Annotated in this window: 18 protein-coding genes and 1 pseudogene; 11 read left to right on the top strand and 8 right to left on the bottom strand. The window is 62.8% G+C overall.

Annotation, left to right across the window (positions count from 1 at the left end):
• Positions 1–27 precede the first annotated feature (27 nt).
• Positions 28–960 (bottom strand): N-acetyl-gamma-glutamyl-phosphate reductase, encoded by a 933-nt coding sequence (gene argC / locus AAIL67_RS06670; RefSeq protein ID WP_343483629.1) that lies wholly within the window; start codon positions 958–960, stop codon positions 28–30.
• 472 nt (positions 961–1432) lie between these two features.
• On the opposite strand from argC, the gene sucC reads away from it, so the two are divergent.
• The 6 genes from sucC to AAIL67_RS06640 all read left to right on the top strand — a co-directional run bounded on the left by sucC (position 1433) and on the right by AAIL67_RS06640 (position 6041).
• Positions 1433–2593 carry an ADP-forming succinate--CoA ligase subunit beta gene (gene sucC, locus AAIL67_RS06665; protein WP_003064741.1) on the top strand — a complete coding sequence of 387 codons (1161 nt, stop codon included), beginning with the start codon at positions 1433–1435 and terminating at the stop codon, positions 2591–2593.
• Between the two features lie 20 nt (positions 2594–2613).
• Positions 2614–3513 (top strand): succinate--CoA ligase subunit alpha, encoded by a 900-nt coding sequence (sucD, locus tag AAIL67_RS06660; protein ID WP_003060065.1) that lies wholly within the window; start codon positions 2614–2616, stop codon positions 3511–3513.
• Between the two features lie 146 nt (positions 3514–3659).
• Positions 3660–4352, top strand: coding sequence for a TerC family protein (locus AAIL67_RS06655; RefSeq protein WP_343483628.1), 693 nt, complete (start codon positions 3660–3662; stop codon positions 4350–4352).
• 141 nt (positions 4353–4493) lie between these two features.
• Positions 4494–4931, top strand: a complete 438-nt coding sequence (locus AAIL67_RS06650; RefSeq protein ID WP_224649340.1) for a MerR family transcriptional regulator — start codon at positions 4494–4496, stop codon at positions 4929–4931.
• Positions 4928–5362 carry a PaaI family thioesterase gene (locus AAIL67_RS06645; protein WP_034351060.1) on the top strand — a complete coding sequence of 145 codons (435 nt, stop codon included), beginning with the start codon at positions 4928–4930 and terminating at the stop codon, positions 5360–5362. The genes AAIL67_RS06650 and AAIL67_RS06645 overlap by 4 nt, the downstream gene beginning before the upstream one ends.
• 109 nt (positions 5363–5471) lie before the next feature.
• Positions 5472–6041, top strand: a complete 570-nt coding sequence (locus AAIL67_RS06640; RefSeq protein ID WP_253233001.1) for a dihydrofolate reductase family protein — start codon at positions 5472–5474, stop codon at positions 6039–6041.
• Here AAIL67_RS06640 and AAIL67_RS06635 read toward each other — a convergent pair.
• Positions 6038–6922, bottom strand: coding sequence for an EamA family transporter (locus AAIL67_RS06635; RefSeq protein WP_253233000.1), 885 nt, complete (start codon positions 6920–6922; stop codon positions 6038–6040). The two genes, AAIL67_RS06640 and AAIL67_RS06635, sit on opposite strands and share 4 nt — an antisense overlap.
• 245 nt (positions 6923–7167) lie before the next feature.
• Between AAIL67_RS06635 and pyrF the strand changes: the two genes are divergently transcribed.
• From pyrF to AAIL67_RS06615, 4 genes and pseudogenes are all read left to right on the top strand, one after another.
• The gene (gene pyrF / locus AAIL67_RS06630) at positions 7168–7995 is read left to right on the top strand and encodes an orotidine-5'-phosphate decarboxylase (protein ID WP_003072183.1); all 828 of its coding nucleotides are present in this window, start codon (positions 7168–7170) and stop codon (positions 7993–7995) included.
• A gap of 19 nt (positions 7996–8014) precedes the next feature.
• Positions 8015–8923: a LysR substrate-binding domain-containing protein gene (locus tag AAIL67_RS06625; protein WP_063662438.1), complete on the top strand. Its 909-nt coding sequence runs from the start codon at positions 8015–8017 to the stop codon at positions 8921–8923.
• A gap of 205 nt (positions 8924–9128) precedes the next feature.
• Positions 9129–10112, top strand: coding sequence for a tripartite tricarboxylate transporter substrate binding protein (locus tag AAIL67_RS06620; RefSeq protein WP_063662435.1), 984 nt, complete (start codon positions 9129–9131; stop codon positions 10110–10112).
• Positions 10113–10509: 397 nt separating this feature from the next.
• Positions 10510–10677: pseudogene (locus AAIL67_RS06615) on the top strand (DNA/RNA non-specific endonuclease); the annotation flags it as partial.
• Between the two features lie 228 nt (positions 10678–10905).
• On the opposite strand, the gene AAIL67_RS06610 reads toward AAIL67_RS06615, so the two are convergent.
• The 6 genes from AAIL67_RS06610 to uvrA all read right to left on the bottom strand — a co-directional run bounded on the left by AAIL67_RS06610 (position 10906) and on the right by uvrA (position 17149).
• On the bottom strand, positions 10906–11511 hold the full coding sequence (locus AAIL67_RS06610; RefSeq protein WP_063662429.1) for an ATP-dependent Clp protease proteolytic subunit: 606 nt from the start codon (positions 11509–11511) through the stop codon (positions 10906–10908).
• Between the two features lie 88 nt (positions 11512–11599).
• Entirely contained in the window at positions 11600–11956 is a 357-nt protein-coding gene (locus tag AAIL67_RS06605) for an SRPBCC domain-containing protein (protein WP_343483627.1), read from the bottom strand.
• On the bottom strand, positions 11953–12267 hold the full coding sequence (locus AAIL67_RS06600) for a metalloregulator ArsR/SmtB family transcription factor (RefSeq protein ID WP_016450333.1): 315 nt from the start codon (positions 12265–12267) through the stop codon (positions 11953–11955). The genes AAIL67_RS06605 and AAIL67_RS06600 overlap by 4 nt, the downstream gene beginning before the upstream one ends.
• A 25-nt stretch (positions 12268–12292) precedes the next feature.
• Complete coding sequence (locus AAIL67_RS06595; protein ID WP_343483626.1) at positions 12293–12613, bottom strand: hypothetical protein; 321 nt, start codon at positions 12611–12613, stop codon at positions 12293–12295.
• Between the two features lie 241 nt (positions 12614–12854).
• Complete coding sequence (locus AAIL67_RS06590; RefSeq protein ID WP_343483625.1) at positions 12855–14027, bottom strand: FAD-dependent oxidoreductase; 1173 nt, start codon at positions 14025–14027, stop codon at positions 12855–12857.
• A gap of 53 nt (positions 14028–14080) precedes the next feature.
• Positions 14081–17149 (bottom strand): excinuclease ABC subunit UvrA, encoded by a 3069-nt coding sequence (uvrA, locus tag AAIL67_RS06585; protein WP_343483624.1) that lies wholly within the window; start codon positions 17147–17149, stop codon positions 14081–14083.
• Between the two features lie 226 nt (positions 17150–17375).
• On the opposite strand from uvrA, the gene AAIL67_RS06580 reads away from it, so the two are divergent.
• Positions 17376–18548 carry an MFS transporter gene (locus AAIL67_RS06580; protein ID WP_034407033.1) on the top strand — a complete coding sequence of 391 codons (1173 nt, stop codon included), beginning with the start codon at positions 17376–17378 and terminating at the stop codon, positions 18546–18548.
• The last annotated feature ends 128 nt before the right edge of the window (positions 18549–18676 follow it).

The following is an 18676-nucleotide window of genomic DNA, read 5'->3' as shown; positions in this document are numbered from 1 at the left end:
GCCGTTTTTTCGGGAGCAGGGCAGGGCTTACAGGCCGAGCATGATCTGCAGGTTCTGCACGGCAGCGCCGCTGGCACCCTTGCCCAGATTGTCCAGGCGGGCAATCAGCACGGCCTGGCGGTATTGTTCGTTGGCAAATACGCGCAGCTCCAGCTTGTTGGTATTGGCCAGAGTGTCGGCGGCCAGCTTGTTGTCGTCCGTGGGCGGCAACACGCTGACCCAGTTGGCAGGCGTATTGGTCCTGGCGTAGTGGCTGGCCAGTGCGTCATGCAGGTCGGCGGCCTTGGGTGCGCCGGGCAGCAGGTCCAGGTGCAGCGGCAGCTGCACCAGCATGCCCTGGGCAAAGTTGCTCACGGCGGGGATGAACACGGGGCGGCGGGTCATGCCCGTGTAGTGCAGGATTTCGGGAATGTGCTTGTGCGATAGGCCCAGCGCGTAGGCCTCGTAAGGTGCGGCATCGCCGCCTTCATAGGCTTCGATCATGGTGCGGCCGCCGCCGGTGTAGCCGGACACGGAGGGCAGGCTCACGGGGTAGTCGGCGGGAATCAGGCCGGCAGCCACCAGCGGTGCCAGCAGGGCAATGGCGCCCGTGGCGTAGCAGCCGGGGTTGGAGACGCGGGTGGCGTTCTTCACGGCGTCGAGCTGGCCGGCGCGCAGTTCGGGGAAGCCGTAGACCCAGCCTGCGGCCGTGCGGTGGGCAGTGGAGGCGTCGATGATCTTGATGGCGCGGCCTGTCTCTGCGGTGATGGAGTCCACCATGGCTGCGGTTTCACGGGCGGCATCGTCATGCAGGCAGAGGATGACCAGATCCACACCAGCAATCAGAGCGCGCTTGGCGGCCGGGTCCTTGCGCAGTGCGGGGTCGATGCTGACCAGTTCCACACCTGCAAAATCGACCAGACGATCACGGATCTGCAGACCCGTGGTTCCTGCTTCTCCGTCAATAAAGACTTTTGCCATTGCATTTTCTCCTGCACCGGCGCGCGCATTTCTTGGTTTCTATGCCGCTGCCTGCGGCACCATTGCCGCTTTCCGAGCGGTAATTGTCCTTGAATCTCGTCAGGGATGTGCACTGCCTGTCTTTGAGCCAAGTCTCGCGCGAATGGCCCAGTAGACGTAGCAGCTATTCGCAGTTGTCAGCACATTGCCAGCCGCTGCCCCAATGTCCTTGACTCGTATATAAGACATAAGAAAGTTGCGGGAAGAAAAGATATCGTGTAGGAATAATTTCCCTAAAGAATTCAAGGCATTGCAGCTGTTTCCGGAACACGACAAAGTTGCGCGAAATTGTGGATTTTGCGCATGTTCAGGTGTCGTTTTGCGCGGTGCAGCATGGTACATTCCTGCTCGCCATGTCATATGAACCCGATGGCCAGGCTCCCCCGAGTCGGTGGCAAGCGGGTATTTCCCCTCAGTTCAGAGAGACAAAGTCATGAAGATTCATGAATACCAAGGCAAGGAAATCTTGCGCCAATTTGGTGTGCCCGTTCCCCGTGGCATTCCTGCGTTTACCGTGCAAGAGGCTGTTGAAGCAGCCCAGAAGCTGGGTGGACCCGTGTGGGTGGTGAAGGCCCAGATTCACGCTGGCGGCCGCGGCAAGGGCGGCGGCGTGAAGGTTGCCAAGTCCATCGAGGACGTGCAAAAGCTGTCCGAGCAGATCCTGGGCATGCAGCTGGTGACTCACCAGACCGGCCCCGAAGGTCAGAAGGTTCGCCGCCTGTACATCGAAGACGGCGCCGACATCAAGAACGAACTGTATGTGTCGCTGGTGACCGACCGCGCCACACAGAAGGTTGCCCTGATCGCTTCCAGCGAAGGCGGCATGGACATCGAGGAAGTGGCTCACTCCACTCCCGAAAAGATCATCACCGAGATGATCGACCCCCTGACCGGCATCACCGAAGCGCAATCGCGCAAGGTGGCAGCTGCCATCGGTCTGGAAGGCAAGTCCGTGGACCAGGCCGTGGATCTGTTCGCCAAGATCTACAAGTGCTACATGGACACCGACGCGTCGCTGGTGGAAATCAACCCCCTGAACTGCGACTCCAAGGGCGACCTGATGGCCCTGGACGCCAAGTTCAACTTTGACCCCAACGCTCTGTTCCGTCACCCCGAAATCGTGGCTTTCCGCGATCTGGATGAAGAAGACGCTGCCGAAATCGAAGCATCCAAGTTCGATCTGGCCTACATCTCCCTGGACGGCAACATCGGCTGCCTGGTGAACGGCGCCGGTCTGGCCATGGCCACCATGGACACCATCAAGCTGTTCGGCGGCGAACCAGCCAACTTCCTGGACGTGGGCGGCGGCGCTACGGCCGAGAAGGTGACCGAAGCCTTCAAGATCATGCTCAAGAACCCCGAAGTCAAGGGCATTCTGGTCAATATCTTCGGCGGCATCATGAAGTGCGACACCATCGCCACCGGCGTGGTCACTGCTTGCAAGGCCGTGAACCTGTCCGTGCCTCTGGTCGTGCGCATGAAGGGCACCAACGAAGAACTGGGCAAGCAAATCCTCAAGGATTCCGGCCTGCCCATCATCGCTGCCGACACCATGGCTGAAGCAGCGACCAAGATCGTTGCTGCCGTTAAGTAATACGCCCCGGAGATAGAAACATGTCGATCTTTATCAACAAAGACACCAAGGTCATCACCCAGGGCATTACTGGTAAGACCGGTCAGTTCCACACTGAAAAGTGCCAGGAATACGCGAACGGCAAGAACTGCTTCGTGGCAGGCGTGAACCCCAAGAAGGCTGGCGAAAAGATTTTCGACATCCCAATCTTTGGTTCCGTCAAGGACGCTGCCAAGGAAACCGGCGCTACCGTGTCCGTGATCTACGTGCCTCCCGCAGGTGCTGCTGCTGCCATCTGGGAAGCAGTTGAAGCCGATCTGGACCTGGCCATCTGCATCACCGAAGGCATCCCCGTTCGCGACATGCTGGAAGTGCGCAACAAGATGAAGGCCAAGGAAGCTGCCGGCGGCAAGAAGACTCTGCTGCTGGGCCCCAACTGCCCCGGTCTGATCACGCCTGACGAAATCAAGATCGGCATCATGCCCGGTCACATCCACAAGAAGGGCCGCGTGGGCGTGGTGTCCCGTTCCGGTACGCTGACTTACGAAGCCGTGGCTCAGCTGAGCGAACTGGGCATTGGCCAGTCCTCCGCCGTCGGTATCGGTGGCGACCCCATCAACGGTCTGAAGCACATCGACGTGATGCGCGCTTTCAACGACGATCCCGACACCGATGCCGTGATCATGATCGGTGAAATCGGCGGTCCCGACGAAGCCGAAGCTGCCCAGTGGTGCAAGGCCAACATGAAGAAGCCTATCGTGGGCTTCATCGCTGGCGTGACTGCCCCTCCCGGCAAGCGCATGGGCCACGCAGGTGCCCTGATCTCCGGCGGTGCCGACACTGCTGATGCCAAGCTGGCCATCATGGAAGAGTGCGGCTTCACCATCACCCGCAACCCTTCCGAAATGGGTCGCCTGCTGCAAGGCCTGCTGAAGAAGTAAGCTCGTGCAAAAGTTCGTGATACAGCGTTGAATTTACGCAGTATTACGAACTGGCAAGATGGGCTTCGCGCCCTACACTGCCTCCACTCTTAAAAGAAAGCGCCGCGCAATGCGGCGCTTTCATATTCAAAACAGTGGAGTCACAAATGGAATTTCTCAATAGCGCCGATTTCTGGATCGGCCTGGTGAAGATCATCTGGATCAACATCATTCTCTCCGGCGACAACGCCGTGGTCATCGCACTGGCTGCGCGCTCTCTTCCCCCTGAACAGCAAAAGAAAGCCATCATGTTCGGCTCCGGCGCCGCCGTGGTGCTGCGTATCGTGCTGACCGTGGTAGCTGCCAAGCTGCTGGAACTCTCCTTCCTGCAGGTTGTGGGCGGCTGCCTGCTGCTGTGGATCGGCTATCAGCTGCTGACCGGCGACGAAGACGGCGAGGGCGAATCCAAGGGCCATGGCTCCATGATGACCGCCATCCGCACCATCCTGATTGCCGACCTGGTGATGAGCCTGGACAACGTGATTGCCGTGGCCGCTACCGCCCAGGGCAATATGGTGCTGCTGATCCTGGGTCTGGCCATCTCCATTCCCCTGGTGATCTTCGGCTCCACGCTGATGATCAAGCTCATGGAACGCTTCCCCGTCATCGTCACGCTGGGCGCGGCGCTGATCGGCTGGGTGGGCGGCGAGACCATCGTCAACGACAATCTGCTGCATGGCTACACCATGGCCCACCCCTGGCTGCACTATGTTGCAGCTGCAGCGGGCGCTGTGCTGGTGGTCGGACTGGGCAAGTTCATGCAGGCACGCTCTGCCAAGAAGGAAGTCGCTGCGGCCTGATCGCCCCGGAAGTCTTTCCCCAAAGAACGCACTGTGGATTCACAGTGCGTTTTTTTATGGCCGCAGTGCGGATGGCAATTTGTGTGAACATCTGGCGGACACCAACCTTCGTGTAACCCCAGGCTTGTTAGCCTTGTCGCCATGCAGATATCGGAACTTGCCAGCCTGTCGGGTGTGTCCGTACACGCCATTCGCCACTATGAGAGTCTGGGCCTGATTGCCGCCAGCCGGCGTCCTTCCGGCTACCGCGAGTTCGATGACAGCGTGATCCGCGAGCTGCGATTCATCGCCATGTCGCGGCAATGTGGCTTCTCACTTGCGCAGATTGCCGAGGTATTGCCGGCTTACCGCTGCAAGTCCCTGACGGCCAGCCAGATCGTCTGCAGGCTTGAGGAGCGCATTGCCGAGATCGATGCCGAAATCGCCAAGCGCAACGCTCTGCGTCAGCACCTGGTTTCCCATGTGGAATGGTTTCGTCTGCGCGAGCAGCGGCCAGCCTCGAAACCGGGATTTCCTCGCGTCTCTGCGCGAGGCGGCAATGGTGCCGGTCCATCCGGCAGGAGGGGGTGCAAGTCATGACACCGCAGAACGAACACTTTGCCCGAGACATCAGGGCGCTGGTGCTGTCCATGCCGGTGGCGCAGATGCTGCAACTGCGCTTTGAACGCATAGAGCCCGGCGAGGTCGATCTCTGCCTGCCCTACCAGGAAAGTCTGAGTTTCAGGCCCGGCCAGTTGCAGGCAACGCCGGTCTTTGCCATCGCAGACTTTGCCGCCGTATCGGCGGCAGGGACGCTGCTGCCGCCGGGCTGGCTCAATGCCACGATCGACTGCAGCATCAAATACCTGGCTCCTGCCGATGGCGAGACATTGCTGGCACGTGGCCGCGTCATCCAGGCCAGCAAGCTGCTGACGGTGGCCAGGGCGGATGTGTTTTCTCGCAAGGCGGGCCGGGAGCTGCTGTGCGCCACCATGCTGGCCACGGCGCGGAACCTGGCGCCTGCACAGTAGGGGGCCTTTTGGGGCGCTGTAGCGCCTGAACGCTGGATGCTATCGAGATTGATTTTCTCGATAGCGGAACCGACCGGGTCGGCACCTTCAAGGCAAACTACAGCCCATCATGAAGACCCAGTACTACACCGCTTCCAGCCTGGACGGCTTTCTTGCCACCGAAGACGACTCTCTGGACTGGCTGTTTCCGTTGGGCAGCCTGACGGAGTCCAGCTACCCGGGCTTTATTGCGCAGGTCGGCGCGCTGGCCATGGGCTCGTCCACCTATGAGTGGATGGTCCGCAACGCCGATGCGGTGAAGAAGGAGAGCGGCGCGGCCTGGCCTTATGCACAGCCTGCCTGGGTTTTCTCCAGCCGTCAGCTGCCGTTGATAGAGGGAGCCGATGTACGCTTTGTCAGTGGCGATGTGCGGCCCGTGCTGGCAAGCATGAGGGCTGCAGCCGGCGACAGGAACATCTGGATCGTGGGTGGCGGAGATCTGGCGGGACAGTTCCATGACGCGGGCCTGCTGGATGAGGTCATCGTGCAGATCGGTTCAGCCACTCTGGGTCGTGGCAAGCCTTTGTTTCCGCGCCGCGTGCTGAGTCCCGTGCTGCAACTGCAGTCCGTGCAGCAGATGGGGCCAGGAATGGCCGAGCTGCGCTACACCGTGTGCAAGACGCAGCCGCCCGCGAATTAACGGCTGCTTCTGGCAGGCCAGAGCACCGAAGCAATTGCCACCACCATCAGGCAGACAGCAGTCCAGTCCTGCCAATGCAGGACCTCGCCCAGCCACCAGGCGCCCACGAACACGCCCAGCACCGGAATCATCATCACGCTCAGCGTGGAGGCCACGGGCGGCAGGCTGCGGGCCAGATAGAACCATACGGCCTGGGCGAAGCCCAGCACCAGCACACCATTGAAAGCGATGGCAGCCAGAGCGCTCTGGTCGGGCATATGCCATTGTTGGCGCTCGAAAACAAAGGCCAGCACGGTCAGCACCACGGTGGTGATGGCCACCATCCACAGCGACAGCGTCATCAGCGGCACCGGTGCCTCGGTGCGGCGCAGCAGCTGCGTGCCCCAGGCCCAGCCGGCGGCGGCGATCAGCATCAGCATCACGCCCAGGGGCTTGCTGCCCAGAGCGCCAACTTCATGCCACAGCAGCAGCAGCACGCCGGCGAAGGCTGCTCCCACGCCGGCCCAGGCGCGTGCGCCCAGCCGGTCCTTGAAGAACAGGCTGCCGAACACGGCCGAGAAGATGGGCATGGTGTAGCCCAGAATCGCCGCGCGCCCGCTGGACAGCGTGGGGATGGCGATGATGATCAGGCAGTGCCAGAGCACCATATTGAACAGCGTGAGCTTGGCCAGCTGGCCCCAGTAGCTGCGCGGTATGGCCAGCGGCAAGCGCTGACTGGTCACAAACAGGGCCAGAATCGGCAGGCCTATCCACATGCTGACCATGCGAAAACTCAGCGGCGGGAAATGCTGTACGCCGAGCTTCATTACCGGCCAGTTCAGGCCCCAGACGATGGTGAGCAGGACGAGAAGAATGAGCTGTTTGGGCGTGAACGAAGGCATGGGTGTGGATTATCTCCCCCGGAATGACTTTCTCCCCCTGTGGCGCTTCGCGCCTTCCCCCTGGCCGGGCGCCCCTCTCTCTACGCGCTGCGCGCTATGGGAGGGGGACGACAGCCTCGCTGCGGGGCGGCGGGGCCGCCCAGGCCCTTGCTCGCTGTCTCTTTGCTGGTGTGTGCCAAGTTTGACGTCTTGCTGCAAAACCTGTGGCAAGGCTTGGAAGGGTCGAGCAATTAAAATCACGCTTTATGACTTTTATCGACATGCTGCGCGACGCGTCCACGCGCAATGACTCCATGCTGTGCGTGGGTCTGGACCCTGAACCCAGCCGCTTTCCTGGCGCCATGCAGGGCGATGCGTCCAAGATCTACGACTTCTGCGCAGCCATCGTCGATGCCACCCATGATCTGGTCAACAGCTTCAAGCCCCAGATTGCCTACTTTGCTGCTCACCGTGCCGAAGACCAGCTCGAAAAGCTGATGGAGCACATGCGTCGCGTGGCACCCCATGTGCCCGTGATTCTGGATGCCAAGCGCGGCGATATCGGCTCCACCGCCGAGCAGTATGCGAAGGAAGCCTTCGAGCGCTATGGCGCCGATGCCGTGACGCTCTCTCCCTTCATGGGTTTCGACTCCATCACGCCCTATCTCAAGTACGAGGGCAAGGGCGCTTTTTTGCTGTGCCGCACCTCCAACCCCGGTGGTGACGATCTGCAGGCCCAGGTCCTGGCCGATGTGCCTGGCAACCCCCATATGTTCGAGCATGTGGCCAAGCTGGCCCAGGGTCCCTGGAACACCAACGGCCAGCTGGGCCTGGTGGTGGGGGCAACCCGTCCCAACGAGATCGAGCGCGTGCGTGCCGTGGCTCCCACCTTGCCGCTGCTGATTCCCGGCGTGGGTGCACAGGGCGGTGATGCCGTGGCAACCGTCAAGGCGGCCCGCATTGGTGGCGGACCCATCATCATCAACTCCTCGCGTGCCATTCTGTACGCAGGGCAGGGCGACGACTTTGCCAAGGCTGCACGCGAAGCCGCCATCGCTACGCGCGCCACGCTGCAGGCTGCAGCCCAGAGCTGAGTCAGGGTAGGCTCTGGCCATGCAAAGCAAATGGCTGGAAGACTTTCTGCTTCTGGCTCAGGAGCGCAGCTTCACCCGGGCGGCGGAGCTGCGCCATGTCACCCATCCCGCCTTCGGCCGGCGCATTCGTGCGCTGGAGGCATGGGCTGGAACCCCGCTGATCGAAGCGGGCGGCGGGCCGGTTCGTCTCACCCCGGCCGGTGAAGCCTTTCGCGACACCGCCGAGCAGATGGTGCGCACCCTGGCCCAGTCGCATGACGAGCTGCAGGCCGTGGCCGGCCGACAGGCCCATGTGATCACGCTGGCCACGGGGCGTACCCTGGCGCGCACCATCGTGGCCGACTGGCTGGCGCGCTACGGCAGCGTGCTGCAGACGGCGCAGATGCGCATCGTCACCCGCACACTCGACGAAACCGTGCACATGCTGCAGCGCGGCGAGGTCAGCTTTGCCCTGCTCTATCACCACGCAGCCATTGCCGTGCGGCTGGATGGCCGTCAGTTCAGCTATCTGACGGTGATGAGCGACAAGCTGGTGCCCGTGGCGCGTGCCGATGCCGAAGGCAAGCCCTTGTTTGCACTGGCGCAGGCCCTGCTGCCCGGTGCCAGCCCCGTGCCCTATCTGGCTTTCTCGCACAGCATGGCGCTGGGGCGGCTGGCCGAGGACCATCTGGCCAGTCATCCGCTGTGGCCGCGTCTGCGCCGCTGCATCGAATGCGATTCGGCGGATGCCAATTACGAGTACGTGCTCAAGGGTCTAGGCGTGGCCTGGATGCCCTGGTCCATGGTGCAGCGCGACTGCCAGGACGGTCGTCTGGCGCTGGCCGGCGACGGCAGCCTGGACGTGCATTTCGATGTGCGGCTTTATCGGCCCAAACGTCGCCTGAGCACCGCTGCGGAGCAGTTCTGGACCGATATCACTGGCCAGTAAATGAGCAGTCACTCCTTTTTTGCCTGCGGCCAGACATGAAGCTGGAAAAACAACAGCGGGTATCGGACTCCTGGCGACATTGCTCCCTCTCTATTTGCCCAAAAACGCGTTGATGTGCTGAAATGGCACGGAAATGTGCCAGATCGGCACTAAAAGGTTTTCTCCGTATTCGGACAATTGCCTCATACAGATTCGGAATAGTTTCATGCAGAACACAAACATCCTCCGCCGTACCGCCATCGCTGCGGGCCTGCTGCTGGGCGCTGCCGTGGCAGTGCCTGCCATCGCCGCCGACAACTATCCCAGCAAGGCCATCACCATGGTCGTGGGCTACCCGGCCGGCGGCAGCACCGACCTGGTCGGTCGCCTGGTGGCCGACGGCCTGGCCAAGCACCTGGGCCAGCCCGTGGTGGTGGAAAACCTGGGCGGTGCCGGTGGCGCCATCGGTGCGCAAAAGGTGGCCAAGGCCCCTGCCGACGGTTACACCATCATGGTGGGCGCCAACAATGAGCTGGCCATTGCCAGGCTCATCAACAAGGCCGTGAAGTACAACATCGGCGACTTCACTCCCATCGGTCTGGTGGGTTCCCAGCCCATGGTGCTGGTCGCATCGCACAAGGCCGGCGTGAAGAACGCGGCCGAGTTTGTGAGCCTGGTGTCCAAGAACCCCGACAAGTTCAGCTACGGCAGCTCCGGCGTGGGCACGGCTCTGCACCTGGCCGGCGAGCTGGTCAAGGAGCAGGGCAAGCTGCAGATGACCCATGTGCCTTACAAGGGCGTGGCTCCGCTGACCACCGACCTGGTGGGCAACAACATCGAGTTCGGCGTGTTCGTGCTGTCCTCGGGCCTGCCTCATATCAAGGCCGGCAAGGTCGTGGCCCTGGGTACGACCGAAGCCAAGCGCTCGGCCATCACCCCCGATATTCCTGCCCTGTCCGAACTGCCCCAGTTCAAGAACGTGGACATCAACAGCTGGTTTGCACTGATGGCACCCAAGGGCCTGCCCGCTCCCATCGCCGCCAAGCTGAAGAAGGCGCTGGAAGACACCATGGCTTCGCCCGAGTTCCGTAAGAAGATGGAAGAGACCGGCAATGTGGTGGCCGATCCCAAAGTGGATGCCGGCAAGTACATCAACACCGAGATTGCCAAGTACTCGAAGATTGTTCAGTTCGCCAAGATCGAGAACTGATAGTGGCACCGCCTGGGTGGTCTGAGACTGCCTGAGGTTCTGAACGGCTTGTGTCTTTTGGGGCGCAAGCCGTTTTTGTTTCTTGGCTGATTTGAGGGCAAAGGGCGGGTCTCGGCCCGCCTTGCCGACTTACTTTCTTGAAAGTAAGCAAAGAACACCGCCCCTGCTACCCACGCCCCCTTCGCTACGCTACGGGGTAACCTGCGCCGTCAACCTCTTGTGGCTGTAGGGCAAAACTCACTTCGAGCTTCGCTCTGCGTTCAAACACGTCGCCGTAAAAGTGATGACGATGCAGTTGCACTCTATGGTGCAACTGCGCGCCACAAGAGGCCGCCGTCACAGGCGTGGGCAAAAGGGCAATACCGAATGCGGGATAGCTTCTTTACATCGGGCCGGGCCCAGCCATATCTTCAAGCTGGTCTACGACTCCAGCACGGGGCGCGCCTGGGCGCACTGGCAGGCCAATAGCCAGGATACGCGGATGAGTGCGCCGATCAGTTATGAGGAGTTCACTCGGAGGACGGGGATGCCGTTGTTGGCGGGGGTGATGCGGGGGCGGGGTTAGCCTTCTGGCGTGGGCCAGGGGTCCGTCTTTGCCCCTGCCGGAGGGTGCTTTTCGAGGCCGGGTCTCGGCCCGGCAGCCGACCTACTTTCCTTTGTTTCGCCAAAGGAAAGTAGGCAAAGCAAAGGCGACCCCGATGCCCGCGACCCTCCGCTTCGCTGCGGGAAACCTGCGTCGTGGCGGTCGCGGGGTGGGGAGAAAGGACGCGGGCTGGCGGTCGCTGGCTGCGCCTCAGGCCGGCGCCATGCGCCGATCGAGAACCTTGTCTATCAGGCCCCATTCGCGGGCCTCTTCTGCGGTCATGAAGCGGTCGCGGTCCAAGTCGCGTTCCACCTCTTCATAGCTGCGGCCGCAGTGCTGGGCGTACAGGCGTGTCACGCGGTCCTTGGTGCGCAGCATTTCCTCGGCATGGATGCGGATGTCGGAGGCCTGGCCCTGCACGCCGCCCAGCGGCTGGTGCACGTGCAGGCTGGCGTTGGGCAGGGCCATGCGGTGGCCGGGCTCGCCGGCCATGAGCAGGAAGGAGCCCATGGAGCGCGCCGTGCCCATGCACAGCGTGTGCACGGGTGACTTGATGAACTGCATGGTGTCGTACATGGCCAGGCCGCTGGTGATCACCCCGCCCGGCGAGTTGATGTAGAGGTGGATGGGCTTGTCCGGGCTCTCCGCCTCCAGGAACAGCAGTTGCGCGCAGACCAGGGCAGAGACCGCATCGTTGACCTCGCCGTTGAGAAAGATCACGCGGTCGCGCAGCAGGCGCGAGTAGATGTCGAAGGACCGCTCTCCGCGCGCCGACTGTTCGACAACCATGGGGACGAGCATCATCGATTCGCGCATGGGCGAACTCCTGTGTGTGGTGGTGAAAAAGAAAGGGCTGCGGCCCTGCGCCGCATGCCCCGTTGCCGGGGCCCTCAGGTCACGTGCATCAGGTCGCGTACATCAGGAAGCCGCCGTCGTTGGCCGCTTCCCTGGCCGACTGCACCCGCGCATCGGTCAGCACATGGACGATGCGAAGCAGCGTGCCGCCATCGGCGCCGGGGCTGATCTGCAGGTCCACCGTGCTTTCCAGAAAGGGCGGCTCCGCCTCGCGCAGCCGCAGGCGCAGTTCCTGCTGCGGCACCCGCTGCAAAGGCTCGGCATGCTCGGTGCCCGGCAGCCACTGCGCGCGTAGCTCGGGAATGCTCAGCGCGCGCCAGACCTTTTCGGGCGGGGCGTCCAGTGCGTACTCCTGCACCAGCTCGCGGGCCGCATCGTCGGTGTCCATATTGCTCATCTTGTTCATTGGTCCATGTCCTTGAGCAGGCCCTTGAGAGCATCCACGCGCTGCGGCCAATAGGCGCGGTACTTCGCCAGCCAGCCCGCAATCAGCGCCAGCCCTTCGGGATCGACCTCGTAATGCATGAAGCGCCCCTGCCGCTGCTCGCTCACCAGCCCAGCATTGCGCAGCACGGCCAGATGCTGGGACATGGCCGACTGGCTGATATCCATCCCCTCGCGCAGCGCGCTGGCATGCATGCTGCCAGCGGCCAGCTTCTCGAAGATGGAGCGGCGCGTAGGGTCGGCCAGGGCCTTGAAGATGTCGTTCTCGGGCATGGCGACACTTTAGCAACCACTTATTTCAAATGCAAGCCCCGCACGCCAATCCCGCCGCCACGCCCTCATCCGCAAACCGCTTGGCCGCCTTGAGCAGATAGTTCACGGCATAGAGGATGGGGTCGTCGGCCTCATCCCCATTCAGATGGTCCACCACCTCGATGGCATAGCCCAGATTCACCGCCGTGTCGTGCAGCAGGCCCAGCAATTCCTTGTCCTGCGGCTCCAGCGACTGCGCCTGATCGGCCTTCACGTAGTAGATACGCAGCAGGTCGCGGCGCACGCAATTGGTGGCCGTGATGTTGTGGCGAGCGTGCAGGTCCAGCACATCCAGCGCGGCGCCCATGTGCAGGACGGCGTCGATGGCGAGGTCGTCGAGCCGAGGCGTGGCAGAAGCAACCGATGATGCTTTGAATAGCTGCTTCCGTAATCTGGATAAGCGCAGGGGCGCAGACACTCGGGTTGTGCTCTTTGCCTACTTTCTGGTGGCCGAAAGTAGGTCGCGCGCCGGGGTGAAATCCCTGCCTCTGCCCTGAGATCAAGAAAAAATCAGGCTACAACCCACATTCAGAAAGCGCGATGCGCTATCAATTTTGAACAGTCCGCTGACAACGCGCAGGCGACACCGCCCCCACATTCACCTTCTGCTGCGTCAGAGACGCATCCAGCGTCTCCCCGAGCAGCAGATTGCGCGCCAGCAGGCTGTAGCCGGCGGCGCTCTGGATGCCGTAGCCGCCTTGGGCGGCGACCCAGAAAAAACCCGGAATGGGCGTGGGCGAGGCGTCCCAGCCTATCACCAGCTCGCCATCGGCGACAAAGCTGCGCAGGCCGGCCCAGGTATGCGAGGGGCGGCGGATTTGCAGCGTGGTGGCTTCCTCGATGTGATAGATGCCGGTGGCAATGTCCAGCTCTTCGGGCACCACATCGTGCGGTGCCACGGGGTCTGCATTGGCGGGTGAGCCCAGCAGCTGGCCGGCGTCGGGCTTGATGTACCAGTTTTCATCGGCGCTGATGATGGCGGGCCAGTGCGTGGCATCCATGCCTTCGGGGGCCGGGAAGGTGAAGGCGCTGCGGCGCTTGGGCGTGATGCCGATGGGAGCCGCGCCCACCATGGCGGCCACGACATCCACCCAGGCCCCGGCGGCGTTGACGATGACCTTGGCACGAAGGCTGCGGCCCTGGGGCAGGGCGATGTGCCAGAAGTCGTTGACGCGGGTGATGGCCTGGACCTCGGCGTTGCACCACAGATCGCCGCCACGCTGGCGCAGGCCGCGGATATAGCCCTGGTGCAGGCCGTGCACATCGATGTCGCGTGCGCCGGTGTCCAGAAAGCCGTCCACCAAGACTTCGGCGTCGAGTACGGGAACCAGGGCCTTGAGTTGCTCGGCGCTCAGGCGCTGGGCCTCGGGGGAGTGGATGGTGGCTTCGGCGTAGGCGGCGTCGACCAGATCCTTTTGCTCGGCCGTGCCCACATAGAGCACGCCGCGCGGCGTGAGGATGGGAGCTTCGGCAAAACCGGCCGGTGGCGCATCGTAGAAGGCGCGGCTTGCGCGGGTCAGAGCCTGCACCTGGGCGGGCCCGTAATGCTCTTCAAACAGCGCGGCCGAGCGGCCGGTGGTGTGATAGCCGGGCTGGGATTCGCGCTCCAGCACCAGCACGGAAGGCGGAGTATCGCCACCCGACTGCGCCAGCTGCCAGGCGGCAGATGCACCGGCCATGCCCGCGCCCACGATGACGAAATCCCAGACATCTTTCTGCATTGTTTCTCTCCCCGGCGCAACAAGCTATGTTTTGCATAGCTTGTTGCGCTTGATCAGTCTTGTTTTGATGACGATTTGGCTTTGGACTTGGCAGGGGCCTTGTCCAGATAGGGCTTGAGGTAGCGGCCCGTCACGCTGGCCGGGTTGGCCGCGACTTCCTCTGGCGTGCCCTGAGCCACGACCTGGCCGCCGCCCGAGCCACCCTCGGGGCCCATGTCGATCAGCCAGTCTGCGGTCTTGATGACGTCGAGGTTGTGCTCGATCACGACGATGGTGTTGCCCGCATCGCGCAGCTGGTGCAGCACCTTCAGAAGCAGGGCGATGTCGGCAAAGTGCAGCCCCGTGGTGGGCTCGTCGAGGATGTAGAGCGTGCGGCCGGTGTCGCGCTTGGACAGCTCCTGTGCGAGCTTGACGCGCTGGGCCTCGCCACCCGACAGCGTGGTCGCGCTCTGGCCCAGGCGGATATAGGACAGACCCACGTCCAGCAGGGTCTGCAGCTTGCGCGCAATGCTGGGCACGTCCTTGAAGAAGGCATGAGCGTCTTCGACCGTCATCTCCAGAATCTGCGAGATGTTCCGGCCTTTCCACTGCACTTCCAGCGTCTCGCGGTTGTAGCGCTGGCCGTGGCAGATGTCGCAAGGCACGTAGACATCGGGCAGAAAATGCATTTCCACCTTGACCACGCCGTCGCCCTGGCAGGCTTCGCAGCGCCCGCCCGAGACATTGAACGAGAAACGCCCGGGGCCGTAGCCGCGCTCCTTGGCGGTATTGGTTTCGGCCATCAGCTCGCGGATCGGCGTGAACAGACCGGTATAGGTTGCCGGGTTGCTGCGCGGCGTGCGGCCGATGGGCGACTGGTCGACATTGATGACCTTGTCGAAATAGTCGATGCCTGCGATGTCGTCATGCGCTGCCGGCTCGGTGCCTGCACGGTGTATCTGGCGTGCCACTTCGGCATACAGCGTGTCGTTGACCAGGGTGGATTTGCCCGAGCCCGAAACGCCGGTCACGCAGGTGAACAGGCCGACGGGGAAATCCACCGTCACATTCCTGAGGTTGTTGCCGCGCGCGCCTTGCACGGTCAGCGCCTGAAGGTCGGTGCGTACCTTGCTCGCGGATTCCCTCTTTTTGGCGGCCGTGACGGGAAAGCGCGAGGTGCTCTGGGAGGCCTCGGCGTCACTTTCCTTGCGCAGCACGGGCAGCCAGGCGGTGCGCTGCCTGGGCACGGGAATGCTTTGCACGCCGCTCAGGTAGCGGCCCGTGGGCGAATCGGGGCTGGCCTTGATGTCTTCATAGCTGCCCTGGGCCATGATGCGACCGCCATGCACGCCGGCGCCCGGGCCCATGTCGATGATCTGGTCGGCCGCGCGCATCATGTCTTCGTCATGCTCGACCACGATCACGCTGTTGCCGATATCGCGCAGGTGCTCCAGCGTGGCAATCAGCTTGTCGTTGTCGCGCTGGTGCAGGCCGATGGAGGGCTCGTCCAGCACATACATCACGCCCGTCAGGCCCGAGCCGATCTGGGACGCCAGGCGGATGCGCTGGGCTTCGCCGCCCGAGAGCGTGTCGGCGCTGCGGTCCAGGCTCAGGTAGGACAGGCCGACGTCGTTGAGAAACAGCAGGCGCGAGGCGATCTCGCGCACGATCTTGTCCGCAATCTCGGCCTTGGCTCCGGCCATGCTCAACTGCTTGAACCAGCCCAGCGCATCGGCCAGGGTGGCATGGCTGACCTCATAGATGGAGCGGGCCTGCTCGCCATCGCCCACGCGCACAAAGCGCGCTTCGCGGCGCAGGCGCGTGCCTTCACATTCGGGGCATTTGCGAATGCTGCGCAGCTTGGCCAGATCGTCGCGCACGACCTGGGATTCGGTCTCGCGAAAGCGGCGCTGAATATTGGGGATGATGCCTTCGAACGGGTGCGACTTGATAAAGGCTTCGCCCTTGCGTTCGCCGCTCTCGAAAACATAGTTGAACTCCATGGACTCGTTGCCCGAGCCAAAGAGAATCACGTCGCGCACCTTCTCGGGCAGCTCCTCGAACGCCGTCTCGGTGCTCACGTCATAGTGCTTGGCCACGCTCTCCAGCATGGAGAAGTAGTAGTTGTTGCGCTTGTCCCAGCCCCTGATGGCGCCGCTGGCCAGACTCAGCGACGGAAAGGGCACGACGCGGTCGGGGTCGAAGGCTTCGCTGTTGCCCAGGCCGTCGCATGCCTGGCAGGCTCCCATGGGGGAGTTGAAGGAAAACAGGCGCGGCTCCAGCTCGGGCAGGGAGTAGTCGCAGAGCGGGCAGGCGAACTTGGCGCTGAACAGATGCTCCTTGCCGCCGTCCATCTCCAGGGCGATGACGCGGCCGCCGGCATCGGCACCGCCGGCGCGCAAGGCAGCCTCAAAGCTCTCGGCCAGGCGCTGCTTGATGTCTTCGCGCACCTTGACGCGGTCTATCACCACATCGATGTTGTGGCGCTCGTTCTTCTCCAGTTTGGGCAGGGACTGTGCATCGTAGATCTGCCCGTCGACACGAAAGCGCACATAGCCCTGGGCCTGGAGCTGCACGAAAAGCTCGGCGAACTCGCCCTTTTTCTCGCGCGCCAGGGGGCCGAGGATCATCAGCTTGGTGTCCTCGGGAAGCTGCAGCACGCTGTCCACCATCTGGCTGATGGTCTGGGCCTGCAGCGGCAGATTGTGGTCGGGGCAGAACGGTGTACCGGCACGGGCGTAGAGCAGGCGCAGATAGTCGTTGATCTCGGTCACCGTGCCCACGGTGGAGCGCGGATTGTGGCTGGTGGCCTTTTGTTCGATCGAAATGGCGGGCGACAGGCCCTCGATCAGATCGACATCGGGTTTGTCCAGACGGCCCAGAAACTGGCGTGCATAGGCGGAGAGACTTTCCACATAACGGCGCTGGCCTTCGGCGTACAAGGTATCGAAGGCCAGGCTGGATTTGCCCGAGCCCGACAGGCCGGTGATCACAACCAGCTGGTTGCGAGGAATGTCCAGGTCGATGTTCTTGAGGTTGTGCGTGCGTGCGCCGCGAATGGCGATACGTGTCTGCGCCAGAGAACGGCCCAGATAGAGGCTGTCATCATGGGCTTCAGAGGGCGAATCAGGCTTCAGGGACACGGGCGCTCCAGACGGGGAAAACTCTCCATGATAGTCAGACGGGCTTGCGCGTGACTAGATGATTCAGGTTCACGGACAATCTACGGTTTTATTTCCTCTCTTTTGCCCGGCAGTGGTTTAGTTAACCTGGGCATAAGACTTTGACTCTTGGCAAAATCTGAGCGTGAAAAAAATCAATACCTCCCCCAGCGCGGGCACGCAGGGCACGGACAAATCCTCTTCCACCATGACCTCCCAGGAACGCCGCTCCAGCGGCGCTCTGGCGCTGATCTTTGCGCTGCGCATGCTGGGCCTGTTCCTGGTGCTGCCCGTCTTCATGCTGGAGGCACGCAAATACCCGGGCGGTGACGACCCGGCCATGATCGGCCTGGCCATGGGCCTGTATGGCCTGACCCAGGCCCTGTTCCAGTTGCCCATCGGCCTGGCCTCCGACCGTATTGGCCGCAAGCGTGTCATCGTCGCCGGCCTACTGGTGTTTGCGGCGGGCAGCCTGATTGCGGCCATGGCCGACTCGCTGACCGGCCTGATGGCGGGTCGTGCCATTCAGGGCGCAGGCGCCGTGTCTGCCGCCGTCACGGCCCTGCTGGCCGATCTGACGCGCGACGGCGTGCGTACCAAGGCCATGGCCATGGTCGGCGGCAGCATCGGCCTGATGTTTGCACTGGCGCTGGTGCTGGCGCCGCTGCTCAATGCCTGGATCGGCCTGTCCGGCATCTTCGGTCTGACCTGTGCGCTGGCGCTGGCCGGCATTGCCGTGGTGCTGTGGGTGGTGCCGCCCGAGCCCAGACAGCATGCCGATGCGCCCAAGGGCCGGTTCAGCGAGCTGCTGGGGCAGTCCGATCTGCTGCGCCTGAATTTTGGCGTCTTCATCCTGCATACCGTGCAGATGTCCATGTGGGTGGCCGTGCCTGCCATGCTGGTGCAGGCCGGTCTGGCCAAGGAGCAGCACTGGCATATCTATCTGCCGGCCGTGCTGCTGTCCTTTCTGGCCATGGGCCTGCTGTTTTCCATGGAGCGCAAGGGCAAGCTGCGCAAGGCCTTGCTGGGAGCCATTGGCCTGGTACTGGTTGTGCAGATCGGTCTGGGCATGCTGGCCGCCAGCGGCACCATTCCGACGGTCTGGTGCATGGCGCTGCTGATGTTTCTGTTTTTCTGCGGCTTCAATGCTCTTGAAGCCACCCAGCCAAGTCTGGTCTCGCGCATGGCTCCGGCGCCGCTGCGTGGTGCGGCATTGGGTGCCTACAACACGCTGCAGTCGCTGGGCCTGTTTGCCGGTGGCGCTGTCGGTGGTGCAGTCGCCAAATTTGCGGGCGTGCCGGGCTTGTTCATCATGACGGCGGTGCTTGTTGCCCTGTGGCTGGTCGTGACCTGGCCGCTGCGCCCGGTGGGGCGTCACTGACTTACAGCAACACCCCCTGAGGCGCTGTGCGCCTAGGCGGCCCCGCCTTCCCCCTCTCTGCTACGCGGAGGGGAACGCAGCCCTCGCAGCGGGGTTGCCCTTGCTCGGCTGCTCGCGCGCAGTGGCCC

The organism is Comamonas sp. A7-5 (assembly GCF_039581385.1).
Taxonomy (GTDB): domain Bacteria; phylum Pseudomonadota; class Gammaproteobacteria; order Burkholderiales; family Burkholderiaceae_C; genus Comamonas; species Comamonas thiooxydans.
The sequence above is the reverse complement of the archived record's forward strand: the minus strand, read 5'-3'. Positions and strand labels throughout refer to the sequence as shown.

Coding starts and splice junctions, on each gene's coding strand:
- AAIL67_RS06620 (WP_063662435.1), top strand. CDS start 9,129: ATGCAGAACACAAACATCCTCCGCCGTACCGCCATCGCTGCGGGCCTG.
- pyrF (WP_003072183.1), top strand. CDS start 7,168: ATGACTTTTATCGACATGCTGCGCGACGCGTCCACGCGCAATGACTCC.
- sucD (WP_003060065.1), top strand. CDS start 2,614: ATGTCGATCTTTATCAACAAAGACACCAAGGTCATCACCCAGGGCATT.
- AAIL67_RS06650 (WP_224649340.1), top strand. CDS start 4,494: ATGCAGATATCGGAACTTGCCAGCCTGTCGGGTGTGTCCGTACACGCC.
- AAIL67_RS06640 (WP_253233001.1), top strand. CDS start 5,472: ATGAAGACCCAGTACTACACCGCTTCCAGCCTGGACGGCTTTCTTGCC.
- AAIL67_RS06590 (WP_343483625.1), bottom strand. CDS start 14,027: ATGCAGAAAGATGTCTGGGATTTCGTCATCGTGGGCGCGGGCATGGCC.
- AAIL67_RS06645 (WP_034351060.1), top strand. CDS start 4,928: ATGACACCGCAGAACGAACACTTTGCCCGAGACATCAGGGCGCTGGTG.
- argC (WP_343483629.1), bottom strand. CDS start 960: ATGGCAAAAGTCTTTATTGACGGAGAAGCAGGAACCACGGGTCTGCAG.
- sucC (WP_003064741.1), top strand. CDS start 1,433: ATGAAGATTCATGAATACCAAGGCAAGGAAATCTTGCGCCAATTTGGT.
- AAIL67_RS06655 (WP_343483628.1), top strand. CDS start 3,660: ATGGAATTTCTCAATAGCGCCGATTTCTGGATCGGCCTGGTGAAGATC.
- AAIL67_RS06605 (WP_343483627.1), bottom strand. CDS start 11,956: ATGAACAAGATGAGCAATATGGACACCGACGATGCGGCCCGCGAGCTG.
- AAIL67_RS06610 (WP_063662429.1), bottom strand. CDS start 11,511: ATGCGCGAATCGATGATGCTCGTCCCCATGGTTGTCGAACAGTCGGCG.
- AAIL67_RS06600 (WP_016450333.1), bottom strand. CDS start 12,267: ATGCCCGAGAACGACATCTTCAAGGCCCTGGCCGACCCTACGCGCCGC.
- AAIL67_RS06625 (WP_063662438.1), top strand. CDS start 8,015: ATGCAAAGCAAATGGCTGGAAGACTTTCTGCTTCTGGCTCAGGAGCGC.
- AAIL67_RS06595 (WP_343483626.1), bottom strand. CDS start 12,613: ATGGGCGCCGCGCTGGATGTGCTGGACCTGCACGCTCGCCACAACATC.
- AAIL67_RS06635 (WP_253233000.1), bottom strand. CDS start 6,922: ATGCCTTCGTTCACGCCCAAACAGCTCATTCTTCTCGTCCTGCTCACC.
- AAIL67_RS06580 (WP_034407033.1), top strand. CDS start 17,376: ATGACCTCCCAGGAACGCCGCTCCAGCGGCGCTCTGGCGCTGATCTTT.